This is a genomic window from Kribbella catacumbae DSM 19601, from assembly GCF_000372465.1.
GTDB lineage: Bacteria > Actinomycetota > Actinomycetes > Propionibacteriales > Kribbellaceae > Kribbella > Kribbella catacumbae.
This window is the reverse complement of record NZ_AQUZ01000046.1, coordinates 15,841-40,437: the sequence shown is the minus strand read 5'-3', so window position 1 is coordinate 40,437 and position 24,597 is coordinate 15,841. Positions and strand designations below refer to the sequence as shown.

Sequence of the window (24,597 nt, the reverse complement as noted above, 5' to 3'; positions counted from 1 at the left end):
GCGCTGGCGCCTGTGGGTTTGTGGGTGATGGTGAGGTCCCTGGTTGGCCAGGGGGATGCCGTTCATCGGGTGTGGCGGCGGCTTGCGCGGTTTCAGGGGTCGGCGGATCCGATCAGGTTGCGCCGGCCTGGGGTGGTTGCCGGGACGCTGACGGGATTGCTGAGTCTGGCGTTGGGACTGCTGAGCTTGTTCCTGGTGATGTTGCTGGTGATCGCGATCGTGCGGGGGCCGTTCTACGGGTTCGTCGAGGACGGGCCATTCGGACCGGGGACCTGGGGCGGTCCGACCAAGGCCGGCGCCTGGGCGGTCCACGCGGCGATCGCGGTGCCGATCATCGTGGGGCTGCCGTTCGCCGTGCGTGGAGTCGGATTCCTGCAAGCCGCCGTGATCCGTCGTCTGTACGGTTCCGCGACGTCGCGATTGGTGCTCCCGGCAACCATCCTGCTCGCGGTCGGTGGTGCCCTCCTCTTCTCCTCGTGGGCTCAGCAGATCTGAGCCGGTCTATCACTAAGGTCGATGAAGTGAGCTCGAAGTGGCCGGCTGGACGGGCTGGAGCCGGCGCGACTGCCGGGGTCGTCGCGCTGCTCGTGCTGACCACGGCCGATCTCGGGCAGCACTATCGGTTGCCGCTCGGCGCTGCGCTTGCGTTGGGCGCGGCACGTGCTCTGGGCCTGGCGCTGGTCTGGTTGAGGCCAGCCGGGGCCTTGCCGGTTTCGTTGGCCACCTCGGCTGTGACTGCGGCGGTTTGTGTGCCGGTCTCACCCGGTGAGCCGTGGCCGTGGCCAGTGACTGGAGTCTTCGGGCATTCGGTGGTCCTGGCGATCGTCGGCGCTCGGGGCGCCTCCCGTCGAGAGTTGGCCGGGTGGTGGCTGGCCACCCAACTGGTTGGCGTGGCCGGCATGACCGTGGCGCCGGAGCGCGGGTCGTGGCCGGGTCTGTTGACCATGGCGGTGTTCTCCGCAGTGGCCGTGGTTGTGGCCGACCTGCTGAGGTCGCGGACCGAGGCTCGGCAGCAACTTGTCGAGCAGGAGGGCATCAGCGCTGCCGAGCGGACACAGCGCGCTCGGTTGCAGGAGCGGGCACGGATTGCACGGGAGCTGCACGATGTCGTTGCGCACCACTTGTCGGTGGTCGTGGTGCGAGCGGACAGCGCGCCGCATCGGTTGACCGGGCTGCCAGATGATGCTCGTGAGGAGTTCGCCGGAATCGCTGAGGATGCTCGGTCTTCGCTGACGGAGATGAGGCGGGTACTGCGGTTGCTTCGGGAGGATCCGGGCGACGGGCCGAGCGCCCAACTCGGACCGCAGCCGGCGCTCGGAGATCTGGCGGAGCTAGTGGCGGGAACTCGGCGGGCCGGTGCCGACGTGCGGCTGGACGTCGAGCCTCTCACCGGACTGGATCCTGCCGTCGAGCTGACGGCGTACCGGGTGGTGCAAGAGGCGGTCAGCAACGCGGTGCGGCATGCGCGAGGAACGGTTGTGGACGTACAGGTTCGACGGGTCGGTGGCGAGTTGATGGTTAGGGTCGTGAACGGGTCTGCGGGGGAGCAGGCAGCGACAGCGCCGGGAAGTGGGCATGGGCTGGTCGGCATGCGTGAGCGGGTCGGCTTGCTGGACGGTCGATTCGACGCTGGGCCCACCGCAGACGGCGGGTATGTCGTGGAGGCCGCACTACCGCTGGAAGGTGAGGGGATGGCATGACGGTTCCGTGCTGGTCGTGGATGATCAGGCCGTCGTCCGCGCCGGCTTCGCCGCCTTGCTCGGCGCCCAGCCGGATCTGACGGTGGTTGGCGAGGCGGCCGATGGAGCGGAGGCCGTCGAGCTGGCCGAGCAGCTTCGGCCTGAGGTGATCCTGATGGATGTGCGGATGCCGGTGATGGACGGGCTCGAAGCCACGCGGCGGATTCTCGCCGGCGCCGCTCCGGGGGAGCCGCCGCGCGTCATCATGCTCACCACCTTCGATCTCGACGAGTACGTCTACGACGCGTTGCGAGCCGGGGCCAGCGGGTTCTTGCTCAAGCACTCCTCCCCGGATGAGCTCGCTGCCGCAGTACGGGTGGTTGCGGCCGGGGACGCGCTCCTGGCCCCATCGATCACTCGGCGGCTGGTCGAGGATTTCGCTCGGGTGCGACCAGTCCTGCCGGCCACTGCCGCCGAGCTCACCCCGCGCGAGACCGACGTACTCCGGCTGGTGGCCCGCGGACAGTCCAATCGGGAGATCGCGGCAAGCCTGGTGCTGGCCGAGCAGACCGTGAAGACTCACGTCAGCCGGATCCTCACCAAGCTGAACCTGCGGGATCGGGCGCAGGCCGTCGTCTACGCCTATGAAGCCGGCGTGGTCGCCCCCGGCCCACGCCGGTGAATGGAGAACAGGAGTCAGGGATGGATGCATTGGAACGCTTGAGAAGCCTGTGTCTGGCCATGCCGGAGACCACCGAACGGTTGAGTCACGGTGAGCCGACCTGGTTCGTGCGGGACAAGAAGACGTTCGTGATGTACGCCGATCAGCACCATGACGACCGGACAGGCTTCTGGTGCGCAGCGCCCGAAGGCAGCCAAGAATCACTGATCGCCAGCGACCCGGAGCACTTCTTCCGCCCGCCGTACGTCGGGCACCGCGGCTGGCTCGGTGTCTACCTGGACGTTCCCGCTGTCGACTGGCCGCAGATCGCCGAGCTCGTCGAGGACGCTTATCGCCAGATCGCTCCCAAGTCATTGGTAGCTCGGCTCGAAGAATCCGGCAGCGCCGGGAGCTGACAGCCAGGCCGATTCCGTGTCGTGGCGGCACGGCATCGCGGTTCGGTAGGTCGCCGCGGACAGCAGCAGGATGGTCAGTTCGCCGAGACTGACGCCGAGGTTGCGCGCGTCGCGGCGCAGCGCGGACACCAAGGCCTCAGGCAGGTTGTCGAGCACCACCTGTTGCCCGCCGCGGGGACCGTCGACCGACTCGATGGAGAGCTCGCGCCCCCAGCGGTCATTGCCCAGTTGGAGGACCTCGTCGAGCGGTGGCAGCGGATCGATCAGGAGATCTGGGATCTCGGCCAGCGCACGGAGCATGACCGCGCCCAAGGTGTGGTGACTCTGCCACTGACTCAGCCCGTCCTCGGACCTCAGATAGCGTCGCAGCACCACCCGGAGCCGCTCGGTGGCGGGACTTGCGGGCGACGGTTCGTCGAGCACCGGCTCGACCGCGACGCGCCCGTTCCGGAGGCGGAACGCGAGCAGGGTGTCGGCGCGGACGTCGGGAAGCCAGTCGGGTGGACCACACCAGCCGCCGAACTCGCCGAACGACGACGTGACCGCGCCACCTGCCGACAGTGCCAAGGAACCTTCGTGCAGGAGTAGCTGATCGAGCATTGCCAACTCCGGCCCGGCGTAGAGAACCTGCCGGCTCTTGGTGGGATAGCGGACCCGATGGGTGAGGGCAGCGCCGTCCAGCATCCGTCGGGCGCTGTCGAACCGCCCGTCCGGCAGTTGCACCATCACCGGTGACTGGCGCAGCGCAGTACGGACGGCGGCCGCTGGGTTGGTGGATCTGGTCAGGCCGGCGGCCAGCACGCGTGGCGCGAGGTCGTCGGGGGTCAGTGGCCCGGAGGAGTTGATCTGGTCAGCGCAGAAGGTGACGATTCGTTTGCTCATGCCTAGAAAGTACGAGCCCCGGACCCCCGATCAGCCTTTATCCACAAGGCAATTCAGTCGATCAGGTCGACTTCGGTCTGCGGCAGGCGGGGCAGCTCAGCCGACCATGCCTCGGCTCCAGGCGTGGTCCACTGCCACGACTGGATCTGGCCTGCCGAACGACGTCCGAAGGTTGCCCGGAACAACTCATACGTGTCGGTGTGAACCTCGGCCACAGGCTCCCCAGTGCCCAGCTGATAGGTCTCGTCCGGCGTCACGATCGAGAGCGTGCCGGGCGCCCCGTCCGTAGGACCCGGATCGAGGAAGACCCACTCCAGCGTCGCCAGCCAGAGCTCCTCAGGTGGCCGCTCGATCCCGATCGCACCATGCAGATCGGCCTCGTGCGTGCCGGAGTCGACGTACGGGTTGCCGACCAGCGGATGCGCAGCGCCTCCGCTCAGGATCAGCTTCTCCAGGGCCGGCCCGGTCGTCGCCCACTCGTCCAGCACCGCATCGATCGGCACTGACCGGCGAGCATCCACCTGTACTGCGGTCCAGGGCGGGCTCGGCGCCTCGGCGAGATTGCCTGCGACGAAGTCGGTGGCGACTCCGGCCAGGTGGCAGATGAGGTTGTGCACGGTCCACTCCGGGCAGGCCGGCACCCGGCCAGCCAAGGTCTCGGGACTGAACCCCATTGCCGCATCAGTCAGCCGCACCCGCGTCCCGGCGTACAGGTCGGCGCTTCTGGTCGCGTTCATCGCTCTTTCCTCCTGAGAACGGTCTTTCGGGGATGACGAACGACCAGCCCCAGGATCGACAGGCGCCACCAGGAGGGCGCTGCTTTCTGTTGGCTTTCTGGAGGCTTTCCGGTCCGCGCGGCCGGACCAGGCGGACACCTACGCTCGGGGTCGTTCATGGAGACGGCTTGGGGAGATCGGCGTATGCGTACCAGTTTGCGGGCGACTGTTGTCGCTGCCGCCACCGCGTTGTTGGTGCTCGGCGGGACACTGGGTGCCCGGGACGCCTCAACCGCCGAGAATCTGTCCGACGCGGAGTTCTTCCGGCTCCTCGACTACGGCGTCGCCGGTTTGAGCGGGGTCCAGGCCGCCGTACAGAAAGGTGACTACGCCGCGGCCAAGCGTGAGCTCCTCGCCTACTACCGCGCCCGTCCGGCCAACGATGCCGGCAAGTTCTCGAACACCGACTGGCCCGGCGTTCTCGAGTTGACGCCCGACCACATCTGGACGCTGGGCTCCGGCGAGGCCTACCGGACCACGGTGCGATTCGGAACCCAGGAGGCGGCGGTCAGCGCCGATGTCACCGCCGCCGCGACCGCCGCTGCGGGCCGAACTGCCGGCTTCCTGCTGATGGCCCGGATCAAGAATCCGGTCACTGTCGCCATCAACAGCCGCGAGAAGGCTTCGGGCAAGCCGGCGTTGCGACTGACGCTCAATGACGGATCGGTGCGGACGCTCAATCCCACGGCCGACACCTACATCAAGGCCGGCACGGACGCCGGTACGGCGTACGGCGCGAAGGACACTGTCCAGGTCCGTGACCAAGGCAGCGGTCCGTTCACGGCCGAGACCCGGAAGGCCTACCTGCAGTTCGACCTGACCGGCGTCTCCGGTGTGCGCAGCGCGACACTGACGCTGACCGGGCGTGCGGACGCTGCCAAGGACGTCATGGTGTTCAGCAACTCCGAGGCGTTCGTGGAGAGCACCCGCACCTGGAACAACACCGTGCAGAACACGTACTCCTGGCAGGGCGACCCCGGCGGCTTCGACTGGCTGCTGCCGGCCGGCGCCGACAAGGAGTACTGGTACCAGCAGGCGCGCTTCTTCTTCGCCGGTCCGCTGGCCAGGGCGTACCAGAAGACCGCCGACGAGAAGTACGCCGACGCCTTGATCGGCACGATGACCGACTTCATCGCCGACGCCGACGGTTACGGCACCGAGTACGGCGCGGGGTCGTACCCGCGCAGCCTGGACACCGCGCGGCGGCTGGACAACTGGACGGCGGCGTACGAGATCCTGCGCACGAGCCCCTCGCTGAACGCGGAGGAGAACGTCCAGATCCTGAAGACGATGTATCGATCGGGCGTCCACCTGCAGGGCAACGTTCACGACAGCCCGAACTGGATGCAGACCCAGAAGATCTCGCTGCTGCACGCCGCGGTCTACCTGCCGGAGTTCACAGCGGCTGCAGGCTGGCGGGGTAATTCGGTCGCCTTCCTCGCGGATCAGCTGAACGACTCGACCTACGCCGACGGCGGGTACCGCGAGGCGACCAGCGGCTACGCGCGCGGGTACGTCTCGCAGTACGTCGATCTCGTGGAGTTCATGAAGAAGCACGGGATCGCCTTCACCGCCACCGAGAAGCTTCGTAAGCTCGGCCATTTCCTGATGGACCAGACGCTCCCGAACGGCTACACCGCGAACTACGGCGACAGTGGCAGCGATGACCAGCGCTCGGTCCTGCGCCGCCTCGGCGAGTTGCTCGGCGACCAGGAGCTGATCTACGTCGGCACGTCGGGGAAGGCCGGAACGAAGCCGGCCCACGTCGCGGCGCGGTATCCGGACACCCGGGTGGCGGTCTCCCGCTCCGGCTGGTCGGCGGCCGACTCCTACCTGCGGTACAACATCGATCGCGGTCCCCACAGTCATCCTGACGAGTTGTCACTTGTCACCTACAAACACGGCCGCGAGTTGCTGGTCGACCCGGGCGCGTACTCCTACAGTTCCGATCCACGATCGGACTGGTTGCGGAAGACCACCGAGGCCCACAACACCGTCGAGGTCGACAACCTGGCGCAGAATTCCAAGGCCGCCGGGGAGATCACCCATTTCGTCAGCAACCCGGCGTTCGACCTGATCAGCGGGAACACCGACGCGTCGGCCAACGCCTGGCACGCGAGGTCCGTGCTGACGCTGCGCTCGGGTGTGTCGCTGGTGTCCGATCAGCTCAAGCCGCGCGACACCGCTTCGCACCGCTACGAGCAGAACTGGCATTTCCTGCCGGACGCGAATCCCGTACAGACCGCCACGTCCAAGGCGACGGTCACCAAGTTCGCCTCCGGCGCGAACCTGACCGTGGTCCCGGCGGATCCCGAGAAACTCACCCCCTCGGTCCGCAAGGGGTACTACTCGCCGGCGTTCTATCACGTGAGTGACGCGAAATACGCCTCGTACGTCAAGCAGGGCAAGGGAAAGACCACATTCGACACGTTGCTGTTGCCGGCGCCGGCGGCGGCCGATGGCGCAGTACGGATCAACCGCCTGGCGGTCGGCACACTGACGCCGGATCTGGCGACGGCACTCGACATCCGGTACGGCGATGGCGGCCGTGGCACCTACTACAAGTCATGGGCTTCGAAGGCCGCGCGCGCGTTCGGGTCGTACAACTTCAACGGGAAGATGCTCTACGTCCAGGGCGACCCGAGCGGAGCCGTCCAGTCCTTCGTCATGTACGACGGTTCGTCGGTCAAGCGAGCCGGAAAGGTTGTGCTCAGCTCGCCGGTCGCGGTCAACGATGTCGCGGTCACGTATGCCGGTTCCACCGTGCGCATCGACGGCCGGGCGCTGACTGCCTCGACCGATCCGGCGAAGGCGATCGGCATCGCCGCTCCGAACGCGACCGAGGTGCTGCTCAACGGCGTACGCGTCGACTTCTCCCGTACCGGCGACCTCGTCTACGCGGCGGCAGCGCCCTGAGTGGCCATCGGTAAGGTGGCGCGGTGAATGCTGTGGAGGACGTTGCCCGGGAAGCGCCAGGCAGAGTGGTTAACGACAAGGTCGCGATCGCCCTGGCGTTCGGGAGTTCCGCGGCTGTGATGGTGCTGGAGCTGGTCGCGTTGCGACTGGTCGCGCCATATCTGGGGCTGACGTTGGAGACCAACACCGCGGTGATCGGTGTGGCCTTGGCGGCGATTGCCACGGGGGCCGCGATGGGTGGGCGGCTTGCTGACGCGATGCCGCCTACGCGGACGCTCGGGCCGATGGTTGTGCTGGCCGGTGCGTTGGTGTTGCTGATTCTGCCGGTGGTGCGGTGGACGGGCGAGGCAGTTCGCGGGGGCGGCGCCGATGCGGTCTTCCTGGCGCTCGCCGTGGCTCTGTTCCTGCCTGCTTCGCTGCTGGCCGCGGTGACGCCGATGGTGACCAAGCTCAGGTTGTCGACGCTGGCCAAGACCGGGACGGTGGTCGGCCGGTTGTCCGCCTTCGCGACGGTCGGCGCGATCGCGGGTACGGTCCTGACCGGCTTCGTGTTCGTGGCCAAGATCCCGACCAGCACGATCGTCTTGTGCCTCGGCGGCCTGCTGGTCGCCGCGGGGGCCGTCCTGACGATTTTCTTCCGCGGCCTGAAGGCAGCGGCCCGGCCCTTGGCCCTGGCGCTGATCGGCACCGGCCTCACCGTGGTCGCGCCGCGGCCCTGTGAGGTCGAGACGGCGTACCACTGCGCGCGGATCGAGAGAGACCCAGAGCGGGCGAGCGGTCGCGTGCTCTACCTCGACCAGCTCCGCCACTCCTACGTCGACCTCGACGACCCGACCTACCTCGAATACGACTACGCGAAGAACTTCGCGACCGCGATCGAGACCAGATGGCCGGACAAGTCCCCTCTGGAGGTGCTGCACATCGGCGGTGGCGGCCTCACGATGCCGCACTACCTGACGGCGACCAGGCCGGGGACCGAGAACAAGGTCTACGAGATCGACTCCGGCGTGATCGAGCTCGACAAAGCCGAGCTCGGTGCCAGGCCAGGTCCGGACCTCGATCTGCAGATCCGCGACGGGCGGCTCGGCATCCGGTCCGAGCAGGCGGACAGCCGGGACCTGATCGTGATGGATGCGTTCGGCGGCGTCGCGGTCCCGTGGCATCTGACCACCCGCGAGATCGTCGCGGACATCCGGCGAGTACTCAAGCCGAACGGGCTCTACATCGCGAACATCATCGACTTCGGCCCGCAGTCGTTCCTCAAGGCCGAAATCCGCACGGTCGCGGCGGAATTCCCGTACGTCGGCGTGATCGCGGAGCCGTCCGAGCTGGCCGGACGGACCGGCGGCAACTTCATCCTGGTGGCGGCCGACCAGCCACTGCCCGGTACGGCGATCCGCAAGCGGTACGGCGACGACGACGGCTATCTCGACGACCCGGCGGCCATCCGGAAGTTCATCGGCGATGCCCCCTTGCTCACCGATGACTACGCGCCAGTAGATCAACTCCTCACCCCCTACGCGAGCTAACGGCGGGCGAGACGCGCCACGGGTGGAGTTGTGATCGGCGCCGAAGGCTTGTTGCATGTGCACATGCACCCACGCGCAGGTCAGCCCGCTCAGCCCGAGGATCTCGTCGACGTCGACGCGCTGCTCGCGGCGTACGAGGGGATCACGCCGGACGTCGAGAACCCCGCCCAGAAGGTCGTCTTCGGTACGTCGGGCCATCGCGGTTCGTCCCTCGACGGTGCCTTCAACGAGGCGCACATCCTGGCCATCACGCAGGCGGTCTGCGAGTACCGCGCGGGGGAGGGGACGACCGGGCCGCTCCTGGTCGGGCGCGACAGCCACGGCCTCTCGGAGCCCGCCTGGCGGACTGTGCTCGAAGTACTGGCCGGCAACAACGTGCAGACCCTGGTGGACAGCGCGGACCGGCTGACGCCGACCCCTGCCGTGTCGCATGCGATCCTGCGGCTCAACCGCGGGGCGGGTGCGGGTGCCGACGGCATCGTCATCACGCCGAGCCACAACCCGCCGCGTGACGGCGGCATCAAGTACAACCCGCCACACGGTGGTCCGGCGGACTCCGACGCGACCGGCTGGATCGCCGCCCGCGCGAACGAGCTGATCGCCGGTGGCAACCGCGAAGTCCGCCGTACGCCGTTCGAGGCGGCGCGGGCCCAAGTGGGGGAGTACGACTTCCTCGGGCACTATGTCGACGATCTGCCCTCCGTGCTCAACCTCGACGCGATCCGGACCGCCGGAGTCCGGATCGGCGCCGACCCTCTGGGCGGCGCGAGCGTGGACTACTGGGCCGCGATCGCCGAGCGGCACCGCCTCGACCTGACCGTGGTGAACCCGCGGGTCGACCCGGCCTGGTCGTTCATGACGCTCGACCACGACGGCAAGATCCGGATGGACTGCTCGTCGCCGTACGCGATGGCCTCGCTGGTCGCCCAGAAGGACCGCTACGACGTCGCGACGGGCAACGACGCGGACTCCGACCGGCACGGCATCGTCACGCCCGACGCGGGCCTGATGAACCCGAACCACTACCTGGCCGCGGCGATCTCCTACCTGTTCGCGAACCGGCAATGGGGTCCTGAGGTCGCAGTCGGCAAGACGCTGGTGTCGTCGTCGCTGATCGACCGCGTGGTCGGCGACCTCGGCCGCCGGCTCTGGGAGGTACCGGTCGGGTTCAAGTGGTTCGTGCCCGGCCTGATCGACGGGTCGGTCGGCTTCGGCGGCGAGGAGTCCGCGGGCGCGAGCTTCCTGCGCTTCGACGGCACGGTCTGGACGACGGACAAGGACGGCATCCTGCTCGCGCTGCTGGCCAGCGAGATCACGGCGGTGACCGGCGAGACGCCGTCGCAGGCGCACGCCAAGTTGGTGGCGAAGTTCGGCGCATCGGCGTACAGCCGGGTGGACGCGCCGGCCAGTCGCGAGGAGAAGGCCAAGCTGGCCGCGCTGTCGGCCGACGCCGTGACCGCGACCGAGTTGGCCGGCGAGCCGATCCTCGACCGGCTGACGAGCGCGCCCGGCAACGGCGCGGCGATCGGTGGGCTCAAGGTCACCACGGAGTCGGCCTGGTTTGCCGCGCGGCCGTCCGGGACCGAGGACCTGTACAAGATCTACGGCGAGTCGTTCAAGGGTGAGGACCACCTCGCCGATGTCTTCGCCGAGGCCCGCGACGTGGTGTCGGCGGCGCTGGCCTAACGCACGAAGGCGTCGACCAACCGGTCCAGGTCCGCGGCGGGGTCGTTGGTGAGCCCACTGTGGATCGGGCCCGGGTGGACGACCGTACTGCGTGGTGCCGCGAGCCAGCGGAAGCGTTCGCCGATCCGGGTGGCGGCTGCCGGGCCACCCTCCGGGTCGCCCGCGCAGATCGCGCGGAGGTGCTCCAGGGACGCGCACACGACGTCCACGTCGACCGCTGGGTCGAGTGCTCGCAGCCGGAGCGGGTCGACGTCCCAGGAGGCGCCGAGGAAGTCAAGCGAACGGCAGTAGAGCACCGCGCCGACGTTGACGAACTCGCCGCGGTGGATGCGTGGTGCCGCGCGCAGGATGACGTAGTCGAAGGGCACCAGATTCACCGCGCACCACCCGGCAGCCACGCGGACCGGTCGGCGAGTCTGGCCGTCAGATGGCCGAGGTACCGCTCGCGGTCTCCCTCGGTGATCCACTCGTCCGGCACCAACGCGATCACTTCGGTCAGCAGGTCCGGCGTGATCGCTGCCGCCAACTCGGCATCAGCAGCCGGTACTGCGGGCGCAGCGTCCCGGAACACGTGATCCTGCGCGTCGTAGGCCAGGCCGGTGAACTTCTCGGCCGCCATCCAGGAGTGGTGGAAGTACAACGCTGCTCCATGGTCGATCAGCCAGAGTTGCTTGTGCCAGACGAGCAGGTTGGTGTTGCGCCAGGAGCGGTCCACGTTGGCGACGTACGCGTCGAGCCAGAGGATCTTGGCCAGGGTGGCGTCGTCGGGTTTGCCGCTGGAGCCGTCGTACCCGAAGGAGCCGGGCAGGAAGTCGACCGCGAGATTGAGGCCGGCGCTGCGCAGGAGCAGGTCCTGGATCTCCTCGTCGGGCTCGGACTTGCCGATCATCGGATCGAGCTCCATGAGCTTCAGCTCCGGCACCCGCAGGCCCAGCCGGCGGAAGAGCTCGCCGACGATGACCTCGGCGACCAGCGCCTTCGGACCCTGCCCGGCGCCATGGAACTTGAGCACGTAGGTGCCAAGATCGTTGCCTTCGACAACACCGGGCAGCGAACCACCTTCACGCAATGGCAGCACATACCTGGTTGCTGTGACGATCGGCAGACTCACGCTCCGAAGCCTAGTGCCACGGTTTCCACCCCGATGGCGCCGGGTACCTCGATGGCAGCGAGAAGGAGGAGAAACCCTTGAGCCACCCGTCCATGGGCGTCGAGGAGGAGTTGCTACTGGTCTCGGCCGGCGGCAACCCTTTGCCACGCAGCAAGGCCGTCGCCGCAGGGACGCACGGTATAGACGTCGAGCTGGAACTGACCCGGGCCCAGGTGGAGATCAACACGCCTGTCTGCCAGACGGCTGAGGAGCTGCGGATCCAGCTGTGCTGGGCGCGGTCAAAGCTCGCAGAAGCAGCAGCGGAGGAGGGTGCGCGGTTGCTGGCGATCGCGGCGCCTCCCGGTGGGGTGGCGGCTCAGTTGGTGACCCACAAGCCGCGGTACGAGGAGATAGCGACCCGCTACGGCTTGCTGGCGCGCGAGCAGGCCGTTTGCGGTTGCCACGTGCACATCGGCGTACCGAACAAGGAAGCCGCTGTTCGGGTCAGTAACCACGTGCGGCCGTGGCTGCCGGTCTTGCTGGCGCTGACGGCCAACAGTCCCATCTACCTTGGCTCGGACACCGGCTTCTCCAGTTGGCGATCGATCATGTGGTCGCGGTGGCCGTGCTCGGGCCCACCCCCGTACTTCGAGTCCGCTGAGCACTATGACGCCCTGGTCGCCATGCACATCGCGACCGGCGCCATCATGGACGAGCGGATGGTCTATTGGGATGTCCGGCCGTCCAGCCACCTGCCGACGGTTGAGGTACGGGTCAGCGACATTCCGCTGACCGTCGACGAGACAGTGCTGCTGGCGACCCTCATCCGCGCGCTGGTGATGACGGGTTTGGCCGACGGCGGCCTCGGCCCGAAGCTCGAGCCGGCCGTACTACGAGCGGCGTACTGGCTGGCGGCCCGTGATGGCATCACCGGTAATGGCCTGGATGTCCTGAGAGCCCGGCCACTACCAATGGCCGAGCTCCTCGGCTTGCTGCAAAGGCACGTCTTCCAGGCACTCGAACAGCTGGAAGAAGCGGACATGGTCGCCGAAACCATCCAGCGAGTACTCCGGGATGGCAACGGAGCCGTCAAGCAACGCAAGGCCTTCGCAGCCGGCCAAGACATCGTCGCCCTGACCGCCGTCGCCGACTGACGGCCACCCAACTAGTAGCGTGTCGCGCCAAAATCTTGGCGCTTGCGGCGCCCAGGCACGCACCTCGCGGCAGCGGAGAAACGGCAACGATGGAAAGCATCGATGCCGCTCCTCCGCCACCGCGATGCACGCACCTGGACGCCGCAATCACCCAAGCTTTTGACGCGACACGCTACTAGTTGATCATTCGCCCCCTTTTGACCCTCGTCACCTGAGCAGAGCGCCGAAGGGTCTGCTGGAGGGGCAAAAGGGGGCGAATGATCAGGTGGTTGCGGCTAGCGCAGGAAGTCCTCCAGGCCGTGGAGGTCGTCGGTGTTGAGGTGGTCGACGCCGGCTGCGGTGAGTTCGGACCAGACGGCCTCTCGGGCGGCGCCCGGGGTGTCCGGGGTTGCCCAGAAGCGGACGCGGTAGCCGGCGTGGTGGGCGGTGGTGACGATCTCGTGCAGCTTGGCTCGCTCGTTCGCCGGGAACGGGCCGACGCCGGTCCAGGTGAAGTTCTTCGTCCAGTTGTCGCTCACCAGCGGCATCAGCGAGGCCGGCATCTTGGAGGTCAGGTCGGTGAGCCGGCCGTCGTACCCGGCGTACCGGACCTTCTGTGCCTTCAGTACGTCGAGTGGACGGTTGCCGCTGATCACCGAGGTGACTGCTCCGCGGTAGGCGCGTCCGTCGGCGAAGATCGTGCTGATGCCGCGGTACTTCCGCAGCGCCTTGTCGATCGCCGCGTAGGTGGTCGGCCCATCGCTCTTGATGTCGATCAGCAACTGGAAGTCGCGGCCACGCCGATAGACCTGGCCGTGATTCTCCCGGACCTGTTGCTCAAGCGGCTTCAGGTAGAGGCTCTCGAGGTTGCGACCCGGTACTGCGTCCTTCAGGTCGTGCGCGACGCGTAGCTCACCGTCGACCAGCCAGACGTCCGCCTCGACACTGTTGAAGCCACGGTCGAGCGCGTCCTGCAGCGGCCGCCGGTGCTCGTAGTCGTTGTGAGCGTGCGCTGCCGGAAGCGCGCGTATCGCCGGTGCGTCGTACGCGATCGGCAGCCGGAACCCGTTCTCGCGGGCGACCGTCCGCACCCGATCCGGGTAGTCCGAGATGATGCCGTCGACGCCCTTGTCGACCAGCGACTGCATGGTGGCCTGGTCGTTGACCGTCCACGGCACGACCTTGATCCCGACCCGATGAGCCGAGCGGACCATATCGGCGGTGACATAGGGCCTGTACGCCGGATCGCTCACCTTTCCGTCCTGCGGGAACCCGTGCACCGGCGAGACGGCGTTGGCGTTGAAGGACTTGACCGCCTTCACCAGATCGCCGCCGAAGTCGTCGATGTCGATCCCACCCAGCCACGGCGACTTGCCGGGCTGGCCGGTCTGCAGGAAGTCGTGGTTCGTCAGCGCGACGATCGGCAGCTCGGGAGCCACCTCGCGCATCCGCATCAGTGCGCCCCAGTCGAAGCTCTGGATCGTCACCTGACGGCTGATCCGGGCCTTGCGGATCTCCTCGGCGACCACCTGGACGAACTGCTCGCGCGGCGCGGTCTCGCTCGGCGCGCCCGCCTCGACCTTGGTCTCGATGTTCAGCTTGACCTTGTTCGCCTTGAACCGGTGGACCAGGTCGAAGACGTCCCGCAGCTCGGGCATCCGGGCGCCCGGATCGGGCGTCTGGCCGGGATGCGCGGGCTGGGTCAGCGAGCCACAGTCGAGTTGCTTGACCTGCTTCAGGCTCAGCGTCTTGATGAACTTCCCGACGTACGGGTACTCCGGGTCGCCGGGCGTGTAGGGCGCGGTGTCCTTGCATTTGCTGCCGGACACCTTGCGATCGTGGGTGACGACCGCGTAGCCGTCCTCGGTGATCTGGACGTCGAGCTCGAGCGTGCTGACGCCGATCTCGAGGCCGTGCGAGAAGGAGGCGATCGTGCTCTCCACGGTCAGCCCGAGACCGCCACGGTGGGCCTGGACGTCGAACTCGCGGCCCCGCCCGGCACCGGCGGGGATGGCGACGAGCGTCTGGCCGAGCAGACCGGCAGCGAGGGCAAGCGGAAGCAGCGCGCGGGGGAGGCGGCGCATGAGGGGTTCCTAACACGTAGGGGCCAAGGGCGGTGCCGATGATGTCCCGCTCAGGGATACCCCGGCCCTCGTGAAGGTAGCCGATAAGAGGCCGAATGGTGACCCCTCGCCGTCATGTCCTTACCTACGGTGGCGAAAACTACTCAGCGCTACTCGTATTGCAGCGCCTCCAAGGGGTTCAGCCGGGCGGCGCGGCGGGCCGGCCAGATGGCGGCGAAGATGCCGACGACGACCGAGACGATGGCGAAGATGACCAGCTGCCCGGTCGGTACGGCGAAGCTGACCTCGTCCAGGCGGGCCGCGAGCAGTGACGCCAGGCCGAGGCCGAGCAGGATCCCGATCACCGCCCCGATCAGCGCGGTGATCACGCTCTCGTGCCGGATCATCCGTTTCACCTGCCGCCGGGTCAGCCCGATCGCGCGCAGCATGCCGAGCTCGCGGGTTCGCTCGAAGACGGTCAGTACGAGCGTGTTGACGATGCCGAACAGGCTGACCAGCACCGACAGCGCGAGCAGCACGTAGAGCACGTTCAGCAGACTCTTGATGCCGTCCGACTGCGCGGTCTTGAACTGCTCGCGCGTCTGCGCCTTGGCGTTCGGGAAGGCGGACAGCGCCGACTCGAGAGCCGCGGTGTTCGCGGCTGTCACGCCACCGTCCATTGTCAGGAAGGTCATGAGGTTCAGTGGCTGCGGGCTGCTCGCGTCGAAGGTCGCGGTCGAGATCGTCACGTTGCCGAACGGAGAACCACCCGCCGGCGGTGTGAAGATGCCGCGCACGGTCAGCTGGAGCGTACGGCCCGCGACCGTTGTCATCGCGAACTGCGAGCCGAGCTGCAGGTTGTGCTTCTCGGCGTACTCCTCGTCGAGGATCGCCCCGTTCGCGCCCAGCTCGCCGAGGGTCGCCTGGGATCCGCTCTTCCAGTCGAAGCTGAGCACGGTCGGTGCCTGGCTGTCGATCGCGGTGATCGGGATCGACTCGTCGAACGCCTGGCCTTGCCCGGTACGCACACTGGACACCGCCTGGACCCCGGGCACGGTCGCGACCGCGGCGGCGACCGTCGGCGGGAGCGGGCTGAAGTTGTTCTGGGCCGCGACCGCGTAGTCGCCGCTGAAGATCCGGTCGACGGCATCCTCGAACGGCTTGATGATGCCCGCGCCGAGCGTCGCCACCAGCGTGACGAGGGCCAAACCGATCATCAGCGCGGCAGCGGTCGATGCTGTCCGGTGCGGATCGCGCTTGCTGTTCTGCCCACCGATTCCAGCCGCGGGCCGATCAGTCAGTACGCCGGGGAGCTCCGCAGGCCATTCGGGCTGCCACGAACTCGCCTTTCGGCGTACGGCCATGGCTGTGACGACCACGAGCAGCACCGGATTCAGTACTGCGCCAAGCACGAACCCGCCGATCCGTTTGCCGGTGGCCCCCGGTCCCCAGAAGCCGCGGCGCAGCAGCCAGTACGGCAACGAGAACAGCGGCCAGGCCAAGATGCTCAGGACCAGCACAGACCCACGCGCGACCGGATCGGACGCAGCCGCGAGCGGACGGACCAACCGTGCCGCGAACAGCGCGATCCCGACGAAGATCAGCAGTACGCCGATCGCCAACGCCGCCAGCAAGCTGCCAGTGCTCAACCCATCGACGAACAACCCGACGACTACAAGCGCGATCCCTGCAAGGGTGAGCAGCGCGGCACCGAGCGCGCGATAGCGCTGGAAGCGTCCAGGCGGCAGCTTCGCCCCTTCGCGGACGGCAGCGATCGGCGGTACGCGAGTGGCTCGCCAAGCCGGGCGCAGGCTGGCCAGCAACGTCACCAGGATGCCGACAGTCAGCGCGACGACGACGGTCCGAGGGCGGAACACCAGTCCGTTGTTGGGCAGCGTCAGCCCAGCCGCGTCGAAGATCTTGAACAACCCGGTCGCGATCCCCAGACCAAGGAACAGCCCGGCGACCGCTGCCACCACCCCCGTCGCGAGTGCTTCGAGCACCACCGAGTTCATGACTTGGCGCCGCGAAGCGCCGAGTGTGCGCAGGGTGGCGAACTCGCGGGTCCGCTGCGCGATCGTGATCGACAGGGAGTTCGCGATCACGAACGATCCGACGAACAGCGCGATCCCGCCGAACACCAGCAGGAAGGTCCGGAAGAAGGTCAGGAAGTCGCTCGTCCCAGCCGCGTCCTCGGCCGCCTGGTCGTCGGCGGACCGGACCTGTGTGCCTTCGGGCAGAGTCTTCTGGACGGCGTCGATGAGCTGCTGCGGAGAAGTACCGCTCTTGGCCTTCAGCAGGATCTGGTCGAGCTTGCCCGGCTTGTCGAACAGCCGCTGCGCGGTCGGCAACTGGAAGCCGGCCAGCGTCGCGCCGCCGATCGAGGAGACCGCACCGAACTCGACCAGCCCGGAGATCCGCATCGGCTGGACCTGGCCGCGGGCCTGGACGCCGATCGTGTCGCCGGTCGAGAACCCCTTCTTCGAGGCGGTCTGGGTGTCGATCACGACCTGGTCGGGTCCCGGCCAGTCGCCCTTCACCAGCGCGAGCGAGTTGAACTCCGGCCGGTCCCGATCGATGCTGAAGCCAAGGTTCGGCGCACCGCCGAAGACGATCGCCTTGCCGTCCTTGCCGATCAGTTGCGCCTCGCCCGCGACCGCACCGCCGGCCACGCCGACTTCGGGCAGCTTGGCGACCGTGGCCAGCAGCGACTCGTCGAACGACGGCGCCGGGACAGTCCCGTCAGCCGGTACGTCGAAAGCGGTCTTGCCGGTGATCGCCGCGTCGGTGTTCTTGTAGTTCTCGGAGAAGATCGAGTCGAACGCGGTCGAGATCGAGTCGGTCAGCACATACGTTCCCGACACCAGCGCCACCCCGAGGACGACGCCGATCGCGGTCAGCGCGGTGCGCAGCTTCCGGGCCAGCAGGCCGCGCAACGCGAAGCCGATCACGACAACCCCCGTACTGCGTCGCCGATCGACAGCACCCGTACTGCGTTGCTGCTCACTGCAGGTCCAGCGAGTCGATGATCTGCAGGATCTCGTGCTGGTCGGTCCGCCCGGTCTCCTTCACGATCACGCCGTCGGCCAGGTAGAGCACCCGGTCGGCCATCGCGGCCGCCTTGGCGTCGTGGGTCACCATCACCGTCGTCTGGCCGTACTCGTCGACCGAACCGCGCATCAGCTGCAGGATCTCGTTGCTGGTCCGGGAGTCGAGGTTGCCGGTCGGCTCGTCGGCGAAGATCACCGTCGGCCGGGACACCAGCGCGCGAGCGATCGCGACCCGCTGCTGCTGGCCACCGGACAGCTCGGCCGGGCGATGGGTGAGCCGGTCGGTCAGTCCGACCCGCGCGACCAGCTCGTCGAAGTACGCCGGATCTGGTTTCTGGCCGGCGATCGTCAACGGCAGCACGATGTTGTCGCGAGCGGTCAGCATCGGCAGCAGGTTGAAGAACTGGAAGATGAACCCGATGTGCTTGCGGCGCAGCTTGGTCAGGTCGTCGTCGCCGAGGGTGGTGATCTCGGTGCCGCCGACCTGGACCGTTCCCGTGGTCGGCTTGTCCAACCCGGCCAGGATGTGCATCAAGGTCGACTTGCCCGAACCGGACGGCCCCATCACCGCGGTCAGCTGCCCGGCCGTGATGTCCACCCCGACGCCACGCAACGCGTTGACCGCGGTATCCCCCTCGCCGTACGTGCGGTGCAACTCGTCCGCCCGTACGACAGTCGTCTGTCCATCCATGTGCCGATCGCCCTCCCTGGCTGATCAGCGGCCTCCTCCCCCAGAAGCCGTCGATAGTGCTCCGAGTCTGCTCCTAGGACAGCCGGCAGCGACAGGGGGATGCCCCCGACCGGACCCCGAGATCCGGCACTAGATCCAGCCGCGCCTAGCCGCGTGGAAGCCCAGCTGCAGGCGGGTGTCGGCTGAGACGAGGTCCATCAGGGCACGGACGCGGCGTTGGACCGTGCGCATCGACAAGCCGAGCTGGTTCGCTACTGCCTGGTCCGTGAGCCCTGCCAGCAGTAGGCCGAGGATGCGGGCGTCCAGCTCCGGCAAGCTGTCGCCGGTGCGACCTTCGACGACGCCGTCGGTTCCAAGGACCAGCGGTAGGCCGTCACGCCACACCCTGTCGAACAGTGCGATCAGTGCGTCCAGCATGCCGCTGCGGTGGACTATCAGGGCGCCGATACTGCGATCCGACCCCGACAGCAGCGGGACCAGCGCTATGCGGCGATCCACGATCAGTAGACGGATCGGCAGCTCCTGGACGACCCGGACCTCTTCGCCAGCTTGCAGGGAGTCAGAAGCTGCAGCGAAGAAGCCCGGCCGTTCGAACGAGCTGCGCTCGATCACTACCCGGTACCGGACGCCGCGGGTGACTGCAGCGTCTTCCTCGGTGTTCTCCTCGGGCGGGACGACCGCGATCTCCGCCTTGACGAAGCCGAGCACTTCTTCGCGTGCAGCCATCTGCAGCTGGGCGAAGCGCTGACCAACCGCCTTGGCGCCGCGGACCACGTCCACCACGTCGCTCACGGACCTGTCGGTGTCAGTGCCCCGGTAGACCTCGGTCAGCGACTCGATCTCCCGCTGGGCACGCCGGAGCTCCTCCTCGCGCTGCACTGCCAATGCAGCAAGGGCCACCGAGGGCGGCGACGCGACGTACCGGTCGGTGCCGCCGCTGGAGCGGGCAGCCAGGCCCAGCGTCTCCAGCGCGGCCAGCGAGCGGGCTGCCTCGATGGGGTGGCAGCCGAGGCGCTCGGCGAGGCTGCCGGCGTCGTACGACGGCACCTCGACGAGGGCGCGGTAGGCCAGTTCTTCGGCGTCGTCCAGTCCGAGCACGTCGAGCACGATGCCTCCTTGACGACGGTCGCGGGCGGTCTGCACCTGGCAGATTCCGGAATTGTCGCAATCTTGCCAGCACCGCAGGCCCTTTGGCTGGCGGATTTGCGATGAACTACGGCGCAGTCCGTCCTAACTCTTCGAAGGTGGTCCGATGGTTCACCGATTCCTGGTCGGTGCGGCGGCGACCGCGCTGCTGACCGCAGTCCTTGTGCCGGCGACGGCCGCGCCGATCCCACAACCCGAAGCCCAGTCCGGCCCACCGGCTCTGCCGGTCCAAGCCGATGCCGACGCCGCCAGGACGATCACGTTGCTGACCGGCGACAAGGTCCAGCTCACTCCGGCCGGGCAGGGCCGGAGCAGTGTCCGCTTCCTCCCGATCGATCCGGTCCAGTCCGGCTACGAAACACGCACGGTCGGCAAGGACCTGTACGTCGTACCGGACAGCGCGGCGAAACTCGTCCAGCGCGGCAAGGTCGACAAGGCGCTGTTCAACGTGAGCGCCCTGGTCCGGCAGCGGTACGACGACGCGTCCACCCGGAGCATCCCGATCATCGCGACCTACCGCTCGACCCGTTCGCTGGCCCAGCAAGCGATCCCGGCCGGCTCGACCAGGACGAGAGCGCTCCCCTCCGTCGGCGCCGCTGCGTTGCGAACCGGCAAGGAGCGCGCCCGGGAAACCTGGAGAGCGCTCACTGCGCAGTCCGAGGTCGACAAGATCTGGCTGGACGCGAAGGTGACCAAGACCCTCGACCAAAGCGTCCCGTACGTCGGAGCGCCCCAGGCATGGCAGGCCGGGTACGACGGTTCGGGCGCCACGGTCGCAGTACTGGATACCGGCGTTGACGCTGAGCATCCCGACCTCGCCGGTGCCGTCAAGGCCCAACAGAACTTCACCGACAGTCCCGATGCCGCGGACCACGACGGTCACGGCACGCACACGTCGTCGACGGTCGCGGGTCGCGGCGTCGCCTCGGACGGCCGGAACAAGGGGGTCGCGCCGGGCGCTCAACTGCTCTCGGGCAAGGTCCTGAACGACTCGGGGAGCGGCGAACTGTCGTGGATCATCGCCGGGATGGAATGGGCCGTTGCTGAAGGCGCCGATGTGATCAGCATGAGTATCGGTACGTCGGAGCCGGCCGACTGCACCGACCCGATGGCAGCGGCCGTCGACCGGATCAGCGCGAGTTCCGGCGTACTGATCGTGGTTGCTGCGGGCAACCTTTACGGACCGGCCGAGACGATTACCAGCCCCGGTTGCGCTGCATCCGCACTCACGGTGGCGGCGACGGATCTGACCTCGGCGACTGCCGACTTCTCCAGCCGCGGACCAGTGATGGGCAGTCATACCGTCAAGCCGGACATCGCTGCGCCGGGGGTGGACATCACCGCGGCAAGGGCCGGTGGGCGCGGCGATGCGGCGTACACGGACATGAGCGGTACGTCGATGGCGACGCCGCACGTCGCCGGTGCGGCAGCGATTCTCAAGCAGCAGCATCCGTCGTGGACCGGTCAGCAGTTGAAGTCGGCGCTGCAGAGCACGGTGCGGTCGGCCTCGACGGTCGGCATCTACGACCAGGGCGCCGGCGAGCTCGACATCGCCAACGCGATCCGCCAGCAGGTCAGCGGTCCCGGCACTGTCGACCTCGGCACCTTCACCTGGCCGCACAAGCCATCGCAGCAGACCACCAAACAACTCACCTACACGAACTCCGGCAAGACTCCGGTGACGTTGCGATTCACCGCCGACGTTCGCGGCAACAACGGCAAACCGTTGCCCAAGGCAGCGGCCAGACTCGGCGCCAGCTCACTGACGATCCCGGCCGGCAAGTCCGCGAACCTTCCGCTGATCGTCGATCCCGCCGCCAAGCTCGACTACGGCCTGTACGGCGCGGTCAGCGCGCGAGTGGTTGCCACCAGCAACGACGGCCGCACGGTCGTCACCCCTGTTGGGTTCTACCTCGAACCGCAGCACGTCGACGTCACCTTCAAGGTGCTCGACCGCAACGGCAAGCCAGCGTCATCGATCAGCACGCTGGACGTCTTCGACCTGGACAGCATCGCGAACCACGGCACCGGCCTCGACGGCATCAGCCCGACTCTGCACCTGCGGGCCGGCACCTACTCGCTGTCGGCACTCGTCGCCACACCCAGCGCCGACGGCCTAGTCGAGTCCTATACCTACCTTGGCGACCCCGAGATCACGCTGACCAAGAACACCACCATCACGTACGACGCCCGCCGCGCAACCGAGGCGAAGGTGACCACCCAACGCCCGTCCGTACGCCGTGGCGGCAGCCTCACCTTCGGCCGGGTGATCGACGACTGGGTGCTGGCCAGCACGCGAACCTTCGGCAACTCGGTCAAGGCGGTCTACCTCGGTGGCTCGAAATCGAAGGCCAAGCGCGGCACCTACGAGGTGGTCGAGGGCTGGCAACTCGGCTCACCCGAGGGAGCGCCCTCGCCGTACCTCTACAGCCTGGCGTTCACGCACTCGAAGCAGGTCAAGGGTGGCACTGTTCACCGGGTGCGCGACCGTCAGCTCGCCTCGATCGACGCCACCTACTACACGCCGGGAAAGAACGCGACCTACTCGGAGTACGTCGATGTGTGGCGGCCGTGGAGCCTCAATCTGATCCCGACAGGCAGTCGCGGACAGGTCGCAGCGCCTGGCCGGGTCGAGCACCTCGTCACGGCGGAGAGGAGCACGAAGGTCAGCCAGATGGTCGGACACAGCGACTCCATGTCGTGGCCGTTCGCGACCTTGATGACGTCGACCGCGACGGCGTACCGGCCGGGAAGCCGGCACACGGAGACGTGGTGAAAGGCGGGGGTGCGGCCGGGCATGCTGCGCGATCAGACGACCGGGCTGACCAGGGTCCCTGCGGGCAGGGTGGGCAATACCGTGTGGAGCAACTTTCCGGGCTGGACCGATACGCAGGCCGGGCACTTCTCGATGCAGGGGTTCCTGGATCTGGGTTCGACCGAGTTGCTCGCGGACGGAGTTTCGCTGGGCGAGTACGGCTGGTTCGGTCAAGGGTTTTGGGACGTGCCGGCGGAGGCGAGTGAGCTCGAGCTCGTCTACAAGCTGCACCACTGGCAGCGGAACGGGTATGTCTGGGAATCGCCGACCGATGCCGAGACTCGCTGGCGCTGGCAGAGCTCGTCGGCCGATGCGGGCAAGCCGCTGCCGCTGCTCTTCCCGGACTACGACCTGTCCGTCGACGCGAATGATCGCGCGCCCAGGGTCGCGAACTATCCGATCACGGTGACGGTCGCGGCGGGGGAGTGGTACCGGCCCGGCAAGCTCACCTCGGCCCGGGTGCAGGCGTCGTACGACGATGGCGCGACGTGGGTCGACGTACCGGTGAAGAACGATGGCCGGAAGGTCGTCGCGGCGGTGGACAACACGGCGGCCGGTGACTTCGTGAGCCTGAAGCTCGAGCTGACCGACGCCAACGGGAAGTCCGTGACGCAGACGCTGCGGCGTTTCTACGGAATCCGCTAGGAAGCGGGCGGACGGCCACCACTACTAAACCTCGCCAGCAACCGCTTCCCTCGGCGTGTCGAGGCATCGGTGTCGGGTTCAGTAGTGGTGGCGGTCCGCGGCCGCCGGGGTCAGCCCTCGCTAGGAGCAAAAGAGGATTGTTGGTGCCGGACCGGGAAGCGCCTCACGGCGCGTGGCCGCTCGAAGCGGCTATATTTGGGACCCGGGGCTACCGCGGCCCGACACCTCTGACAGTGTAACGGGTGACCAAACCCCTTGTCCTGTTGACTTCTCACGCTTCGGTTGCCGTTACCACCAAGTCTGCAAGGACGCAAGGACCGCAGCAGAACTGACAGCCAACTACCAGAGTTGACCGGCGCGTTCGGTCCGCGCCGCGGTCTGTAACTGGTCGGCCATCTCGACCAGTCGGGACGCCGACCGGACCTGGTCGTGGGTGTCCTCGGCCAGGTGCGCCCGGCCGGTCGCGACGATCCGCGCAAAGGCCGCCGCGCGGTCCAGGGTGGTCGCGAAATCACCGGTCGCGACGCCACGCAGTACGGCGTCGACCATGTCCCGCACCTCGGTCGGGCCGGGCGGATCGGCGACGCCGGCCACCACCGCGTGCACCTCGGCGTACTTGCGGCCGCTCGAGTACTCGCGGGAGACCTCTTCGGAGTTGCTGTGCACCCACGAGCGCAGCAGATAGAGCCGCCACAGCGTGCCGGGCAGCGAGTCCGCGGGCGCGTCGGACCACAGGTCGGCGAGCTCGTCGAGACCGTAGTCGTCGGCGAGTTTCACCACCCGGGCGATCACGTCCGCGTCCTCGGTCGAGCGCGCGCCGCGGACCAGCAGCTCCGCGGTCCGGTGCGCGACCTCAGCCACCGCGGCCGGGTCGTGCGCGCCAGGCAGCGACTCGAACAACTTGGCACCCGGCAGAATCGGCCGGCGCGGCGTAGGAACGGTCACCCGCCCATCGTGCCTGACCGGCCCCAACTCCGCATTTCGACCCGGCGGAGTCAGTACAGTCGAAGTATGGCGGGTGGAAGAGGGCGGTTGGCCAAGAACGTGGTCAAGTACGGCGTGCGGTACGGGCCGATGGCGTTCGAGGCGGTCAAGCATGGGCGGGAACCGGCGCAGCAGGCCCTGCAGGCGGCGCTGGCGAAGCGGAATGCCCGGAAGAAGGCGATCGAGCACGCGCTGACCGTGCGAGATGGGTCACTGCTCAAGGTGATCAAGGACGGGCAGGCCGTGTTCTTCGTCTTCAGCGGCGACGCGATCGTCACGACCTATCCGCCGGTGCCGCAGGCGACCTATCCCGAGCTGCTCCGGCACGCCGACCTGGATCGCCGGGAGAACGCGCTCGCGCTCGCGGCGAGCAAGCCGAGGCTGACCGACCGTCTCCCCAACGTGAGGCGGCGCCGCAAGGCTTGACGTCCGTGT

Annotated in this window: 20 protein-coding genes; 11 read left to right on the top strand and 9 right to left on the bottom strand. The window is 67.8% G+C overall.

The features are described from left to right. Window positions 1–156: 156 nt before the first annotated feature. The 4 genes from A3ES_RS51795 to A3ES_RS0134035 are packed head-to-tail and all read left to right on the top strand — an operon-like array spanning window position 157 to window position 2,756. The gene (locus A3ES_RS51795) at window positions 157–495 is read left to right on the top strand and encodes a hypothetical protein (RefSeq protein WP_157630893.1); all 339 of its coding nucleotides are present in this window, start codon (window positions 157–159) and stop codon (window positions 493–495) included. 26 nt (window positions 496–521) lie between these two features. Continuing rightward, window positions 522–1,700 (top strand): sensor histidine kinase, encoded by a 1,179-nt coding sequence (locus A3ES_RS0134045; protein WP_020391327.1) that lies wholly within the window; start codon window positions 522–524, stop codon window positions 1,698–1,700. Beyond that, window positions 1,684–2,361, top strand: coding sequence for a response regulator (locus A3ES_RS0134040; protein WP_237745140.1), 678 nt, complete (start codon window positions 1,684–1,686; stop codon window positions 2,359–2,361). The genes A3ES_RS0134045 and A3ES_RS0134040 overlap by 17 nt, the downstream gene beginning before the upstream one ends. A gap of 20 nt (window positions 2,362–2,381) precedes the next feature. Continuing rightward, window positions 2,382–2,756, top strand: coding sequence for an MmcQ/YjbR family DNA-binding protein (locus A3ES_RS0134035; RefSeq protein WP_026163464.1), 375 nt, complete (start codon window positions 2,382–2,384; stop codon window positions 2,754–2,756). Here the strand turns inward: A3ES_RS0134035 and A3ES_RS0134030 are convergent. Together A3ES_RS0134030 and A3ES_RS49405 are read right to left on the bottom strand one after the other, a co-directional pair. Further along, window positions 2,712–3,638, bottom strand: a complete 927-nt coding sequence (locus tag A3ES_RS0134030; RefSeq protein ID WP_020391324.1) for a hypothetical protein — start codon at window positions 3,636–3,638, stop codon at window positions 2,712–2,714. The two genes, A3ES_RS0134035 and A3ES_RS0134030, sit on opposite strands and share 45 nt — an antisense overlap. Window positions 3,639–3,691: 53 nt before the next feature. Continuing rightward, a complete protein-coding gene (locus A3ES_RS49405; RefSeq protein ID WP_020391323.1) occupies window positions 3,692–4,375 on the bottom strand; it encodes a maleylpyruvate isomerase N-terminal domain-containing protein in 684 nt (227 codons plus the stop codon). Window positions 4,376–4,558: 183 nt separating this feature from the next. Between A3ES_RS49405 and A3ES_RS0134020 the strand changes: the two genes are divergently transcribed. The 3 genes from A3ES_RS0134020 (at window position 4,559) to pgm (ending at window position 10,545) form a co-directional block, all read left to right on the top strand. Beyond that, on the top strand, window positions 4,559–7,330 hold the full coding sequence (locus tag A3ES_RS0134020) for a heparinase II/III family protein (protein ID WP_020391322.1): 2,772 nt from the start codon (window positions 4,559–4,561) through the stop codon (window positions 7,328–7,330). Window positions 7,331–7,353: 23 nt separating this feature from the next. Continuing rightward, a complete protein-coding gene (locus tag A3ES_RS0134015) occupies window positions 7,354–8,859 on the top strand; it encodes a fused MFS/spermidine synthase (RefSeq protein ID WP_040456244.1) in 1,506 nt (501 codons plus the stop codon). A 63-nt stretch (window positions 8,860–8,922) separates the two neighbouring features. Next, on the top strand, window positions 8,923–10,545 hold the full coding sequence (gene pgm / locus A3ES_RS0134010) for a phosphoglucomutase (alpha-D-glucose-1,6-bisphosphate-dependent) (protein ID WP_026163462.1): 1,623 nt from the start codon (window positions 8,923–8,925) through the stop codon (window positions 10,543–10,545). Here pgm and A3ES_RS0134005 read toward each other — a convergent pair. Both A3ES_RS0134005 and A3ES_RS0134000 read right to left on the bottom strand, forming a co-directional pair. Next, on the bottom strand, window positions 10,542–10,922 hold the full coding sequence (locus A3ES_RS0134005; RefSeq protein ID WP_020391319.1) for a DUF3037 domain-containing protein: 381 nt from the start codon (window positions 10,920–10,922) through the stop codon (window positions 10,542–10,544). The two genes, pgm and A3ES_RS0134005, sit on opposite strands and share 4 nt — an antisense overlap. Next, window positions 10,919–11,656 (bottom strand): HipA family kinase, encoded by a 738-nt coding sequence (locus tag A3ES_RS0134000; protein WP_020391318.1) that lies wholly within the window; start codon window positions 11,654–11,656, stop codon window positions 10,919–10,921. Before A3ES_RS0134000 ends, A3ES_RS0134005 begins: the two co-directional genes overlap by 4 nt. Before the next feature lie 77 nt (window positions 11,657–11,733). On the opposite strand from A3ES_RS0134000, the gene A3ES_RS0133995 reads away from it, so the two are divergent. Further along, window positions 11,734–12,789 carry a carboxylate-amine ligase gene (locus tag A3ES_RS0133995; protein WP_202806658.1) on the top strand — a complete coding sequence of 352 codons (1,056 nt, stop codon included), beginning with the start codon at window positions 11,734–11,736 and terminating at the stop codon, window positions 12,787–12,789. 275 nt (window positions 12,790–13,064) lie between these two features. On the opposite strand, the gene A3ES_RS0133990 is transcribed toward A3ES_RS0133995, so the two are convergent. The 4 genes from A3ES_RS0133990 to A3ES_RS0133975 all read right to left on the bottom strand — a co-directional run bounded on the left by A3ES_RS0133990 (window position 13,065) and on the right by A3ES_RS0133975 (window position 19,679). Then, window positions 13,065–14,852 (bottom strand): glycerophosphodiester phosphodiesterase family protein, encoded by a 1,788-nt coding sequence (locus tag A3ES_RS0133990; RefSeq protein ID WP_020391316.1) that lies wholly within the window; start codon window positions 14,850–14,852, stop codon window positions 13,065–13,067. Window positions 14,853–15,001: 149 nt separating this feature from the next. Continuing rightward, window positions 15,002–17,782, bottom strand: a complete 2,781-nt coding sequence (locus A3ES_RS49400; RefSeq protein ID WP_020391315.1) for an ABC transporter permease — start codon at window positions 17,780–17,782, stop codon at window positions 15,002–15,004. A 52-nt stretch (window positions 17,783–17,834) separates the two neighbouring features. Next, window positions 17,835–18,572: an ABC transporter ATP-binding protein gene (locus tag A3ES_RS0133980; RefSeq protein ID WP_020391314.1), complete on the bottom strand. Its 738-nt coding sequence runs from the start codon at window positions 18,570–18,572 to the stop codon at window positions 17,835–17,837. A 129-nt stretch (window positions 18,573–18,701) separates the two neighbouring features. Next, entirely contained in the window at window positions 18,702–19,679 is a 978-nt protein-coding gene (locus A3ES_RS0133975) for a helix-turn-helix domain-containing protein (RefSeq protein WP_020391313.1), read from the bottom strand. 145 nt (window positions 19,680–19,824) lie between these two features. Here A3ES_RS0133975 and A3ES_RS49395 point away from each other — a divergent pair, with 145 nt between their 5' ends. After that, window positions 19,825–22,494: a S8 family serine peptidase gene (locus A3ES_RS49395; RefSeq protein ID WP_020391312.1), complete on the top strand. Its 2,670-nt coding sequence runs from the start codon at window positions 19,825–19,827 to the stop codon at window positions 22,492–22,494. 21 nt (window positions 22,495–22,515) lie between these two features. Then, window positions 22,516–23,178 (top strand): hypothetical protein, encoded by a 663-nt coding sequence (locus tag A3ES_RS51790; protein WP_020391311.1) that lies wholly within the window; start codon window positions 22,516–22,518, stop codon window positions 23,176–23,178. Between the two features lie 339 nt (window positions 23,179–23,517). Here the strand turns inward: A3ES_RS51790 and A3ES_RS0133965 are convergent, their stop codons facing one another. Next, on the bottom strand, window positions 23,518–24,123 hold the full coding sequence (locus A3ES_RS0133965; protein WP_020391310.1) for a hypothetical protein: 606 nt from the start codon (window positions 24,121–24,123) through the stop codon (window positions 23,518–23,520). A 66-nt stretch (window positions 24,124–24,189) separates the two neighbouring features. Between A3ES_RS0133965 and A3ES_RS0133960 the strand changes: the two genes are divergently transcribed. Then, a complete protein-coding gene (locus A3ES_RS0133960) occupies window positions 24,190–24,588 on the top strand; it encodes a hypothetical protein (protein WP_040456242.1) in 399 nt (132 codons plus the stop codon). Window positions 24,589–24,597: the final 9 nt, after the last annotated feature.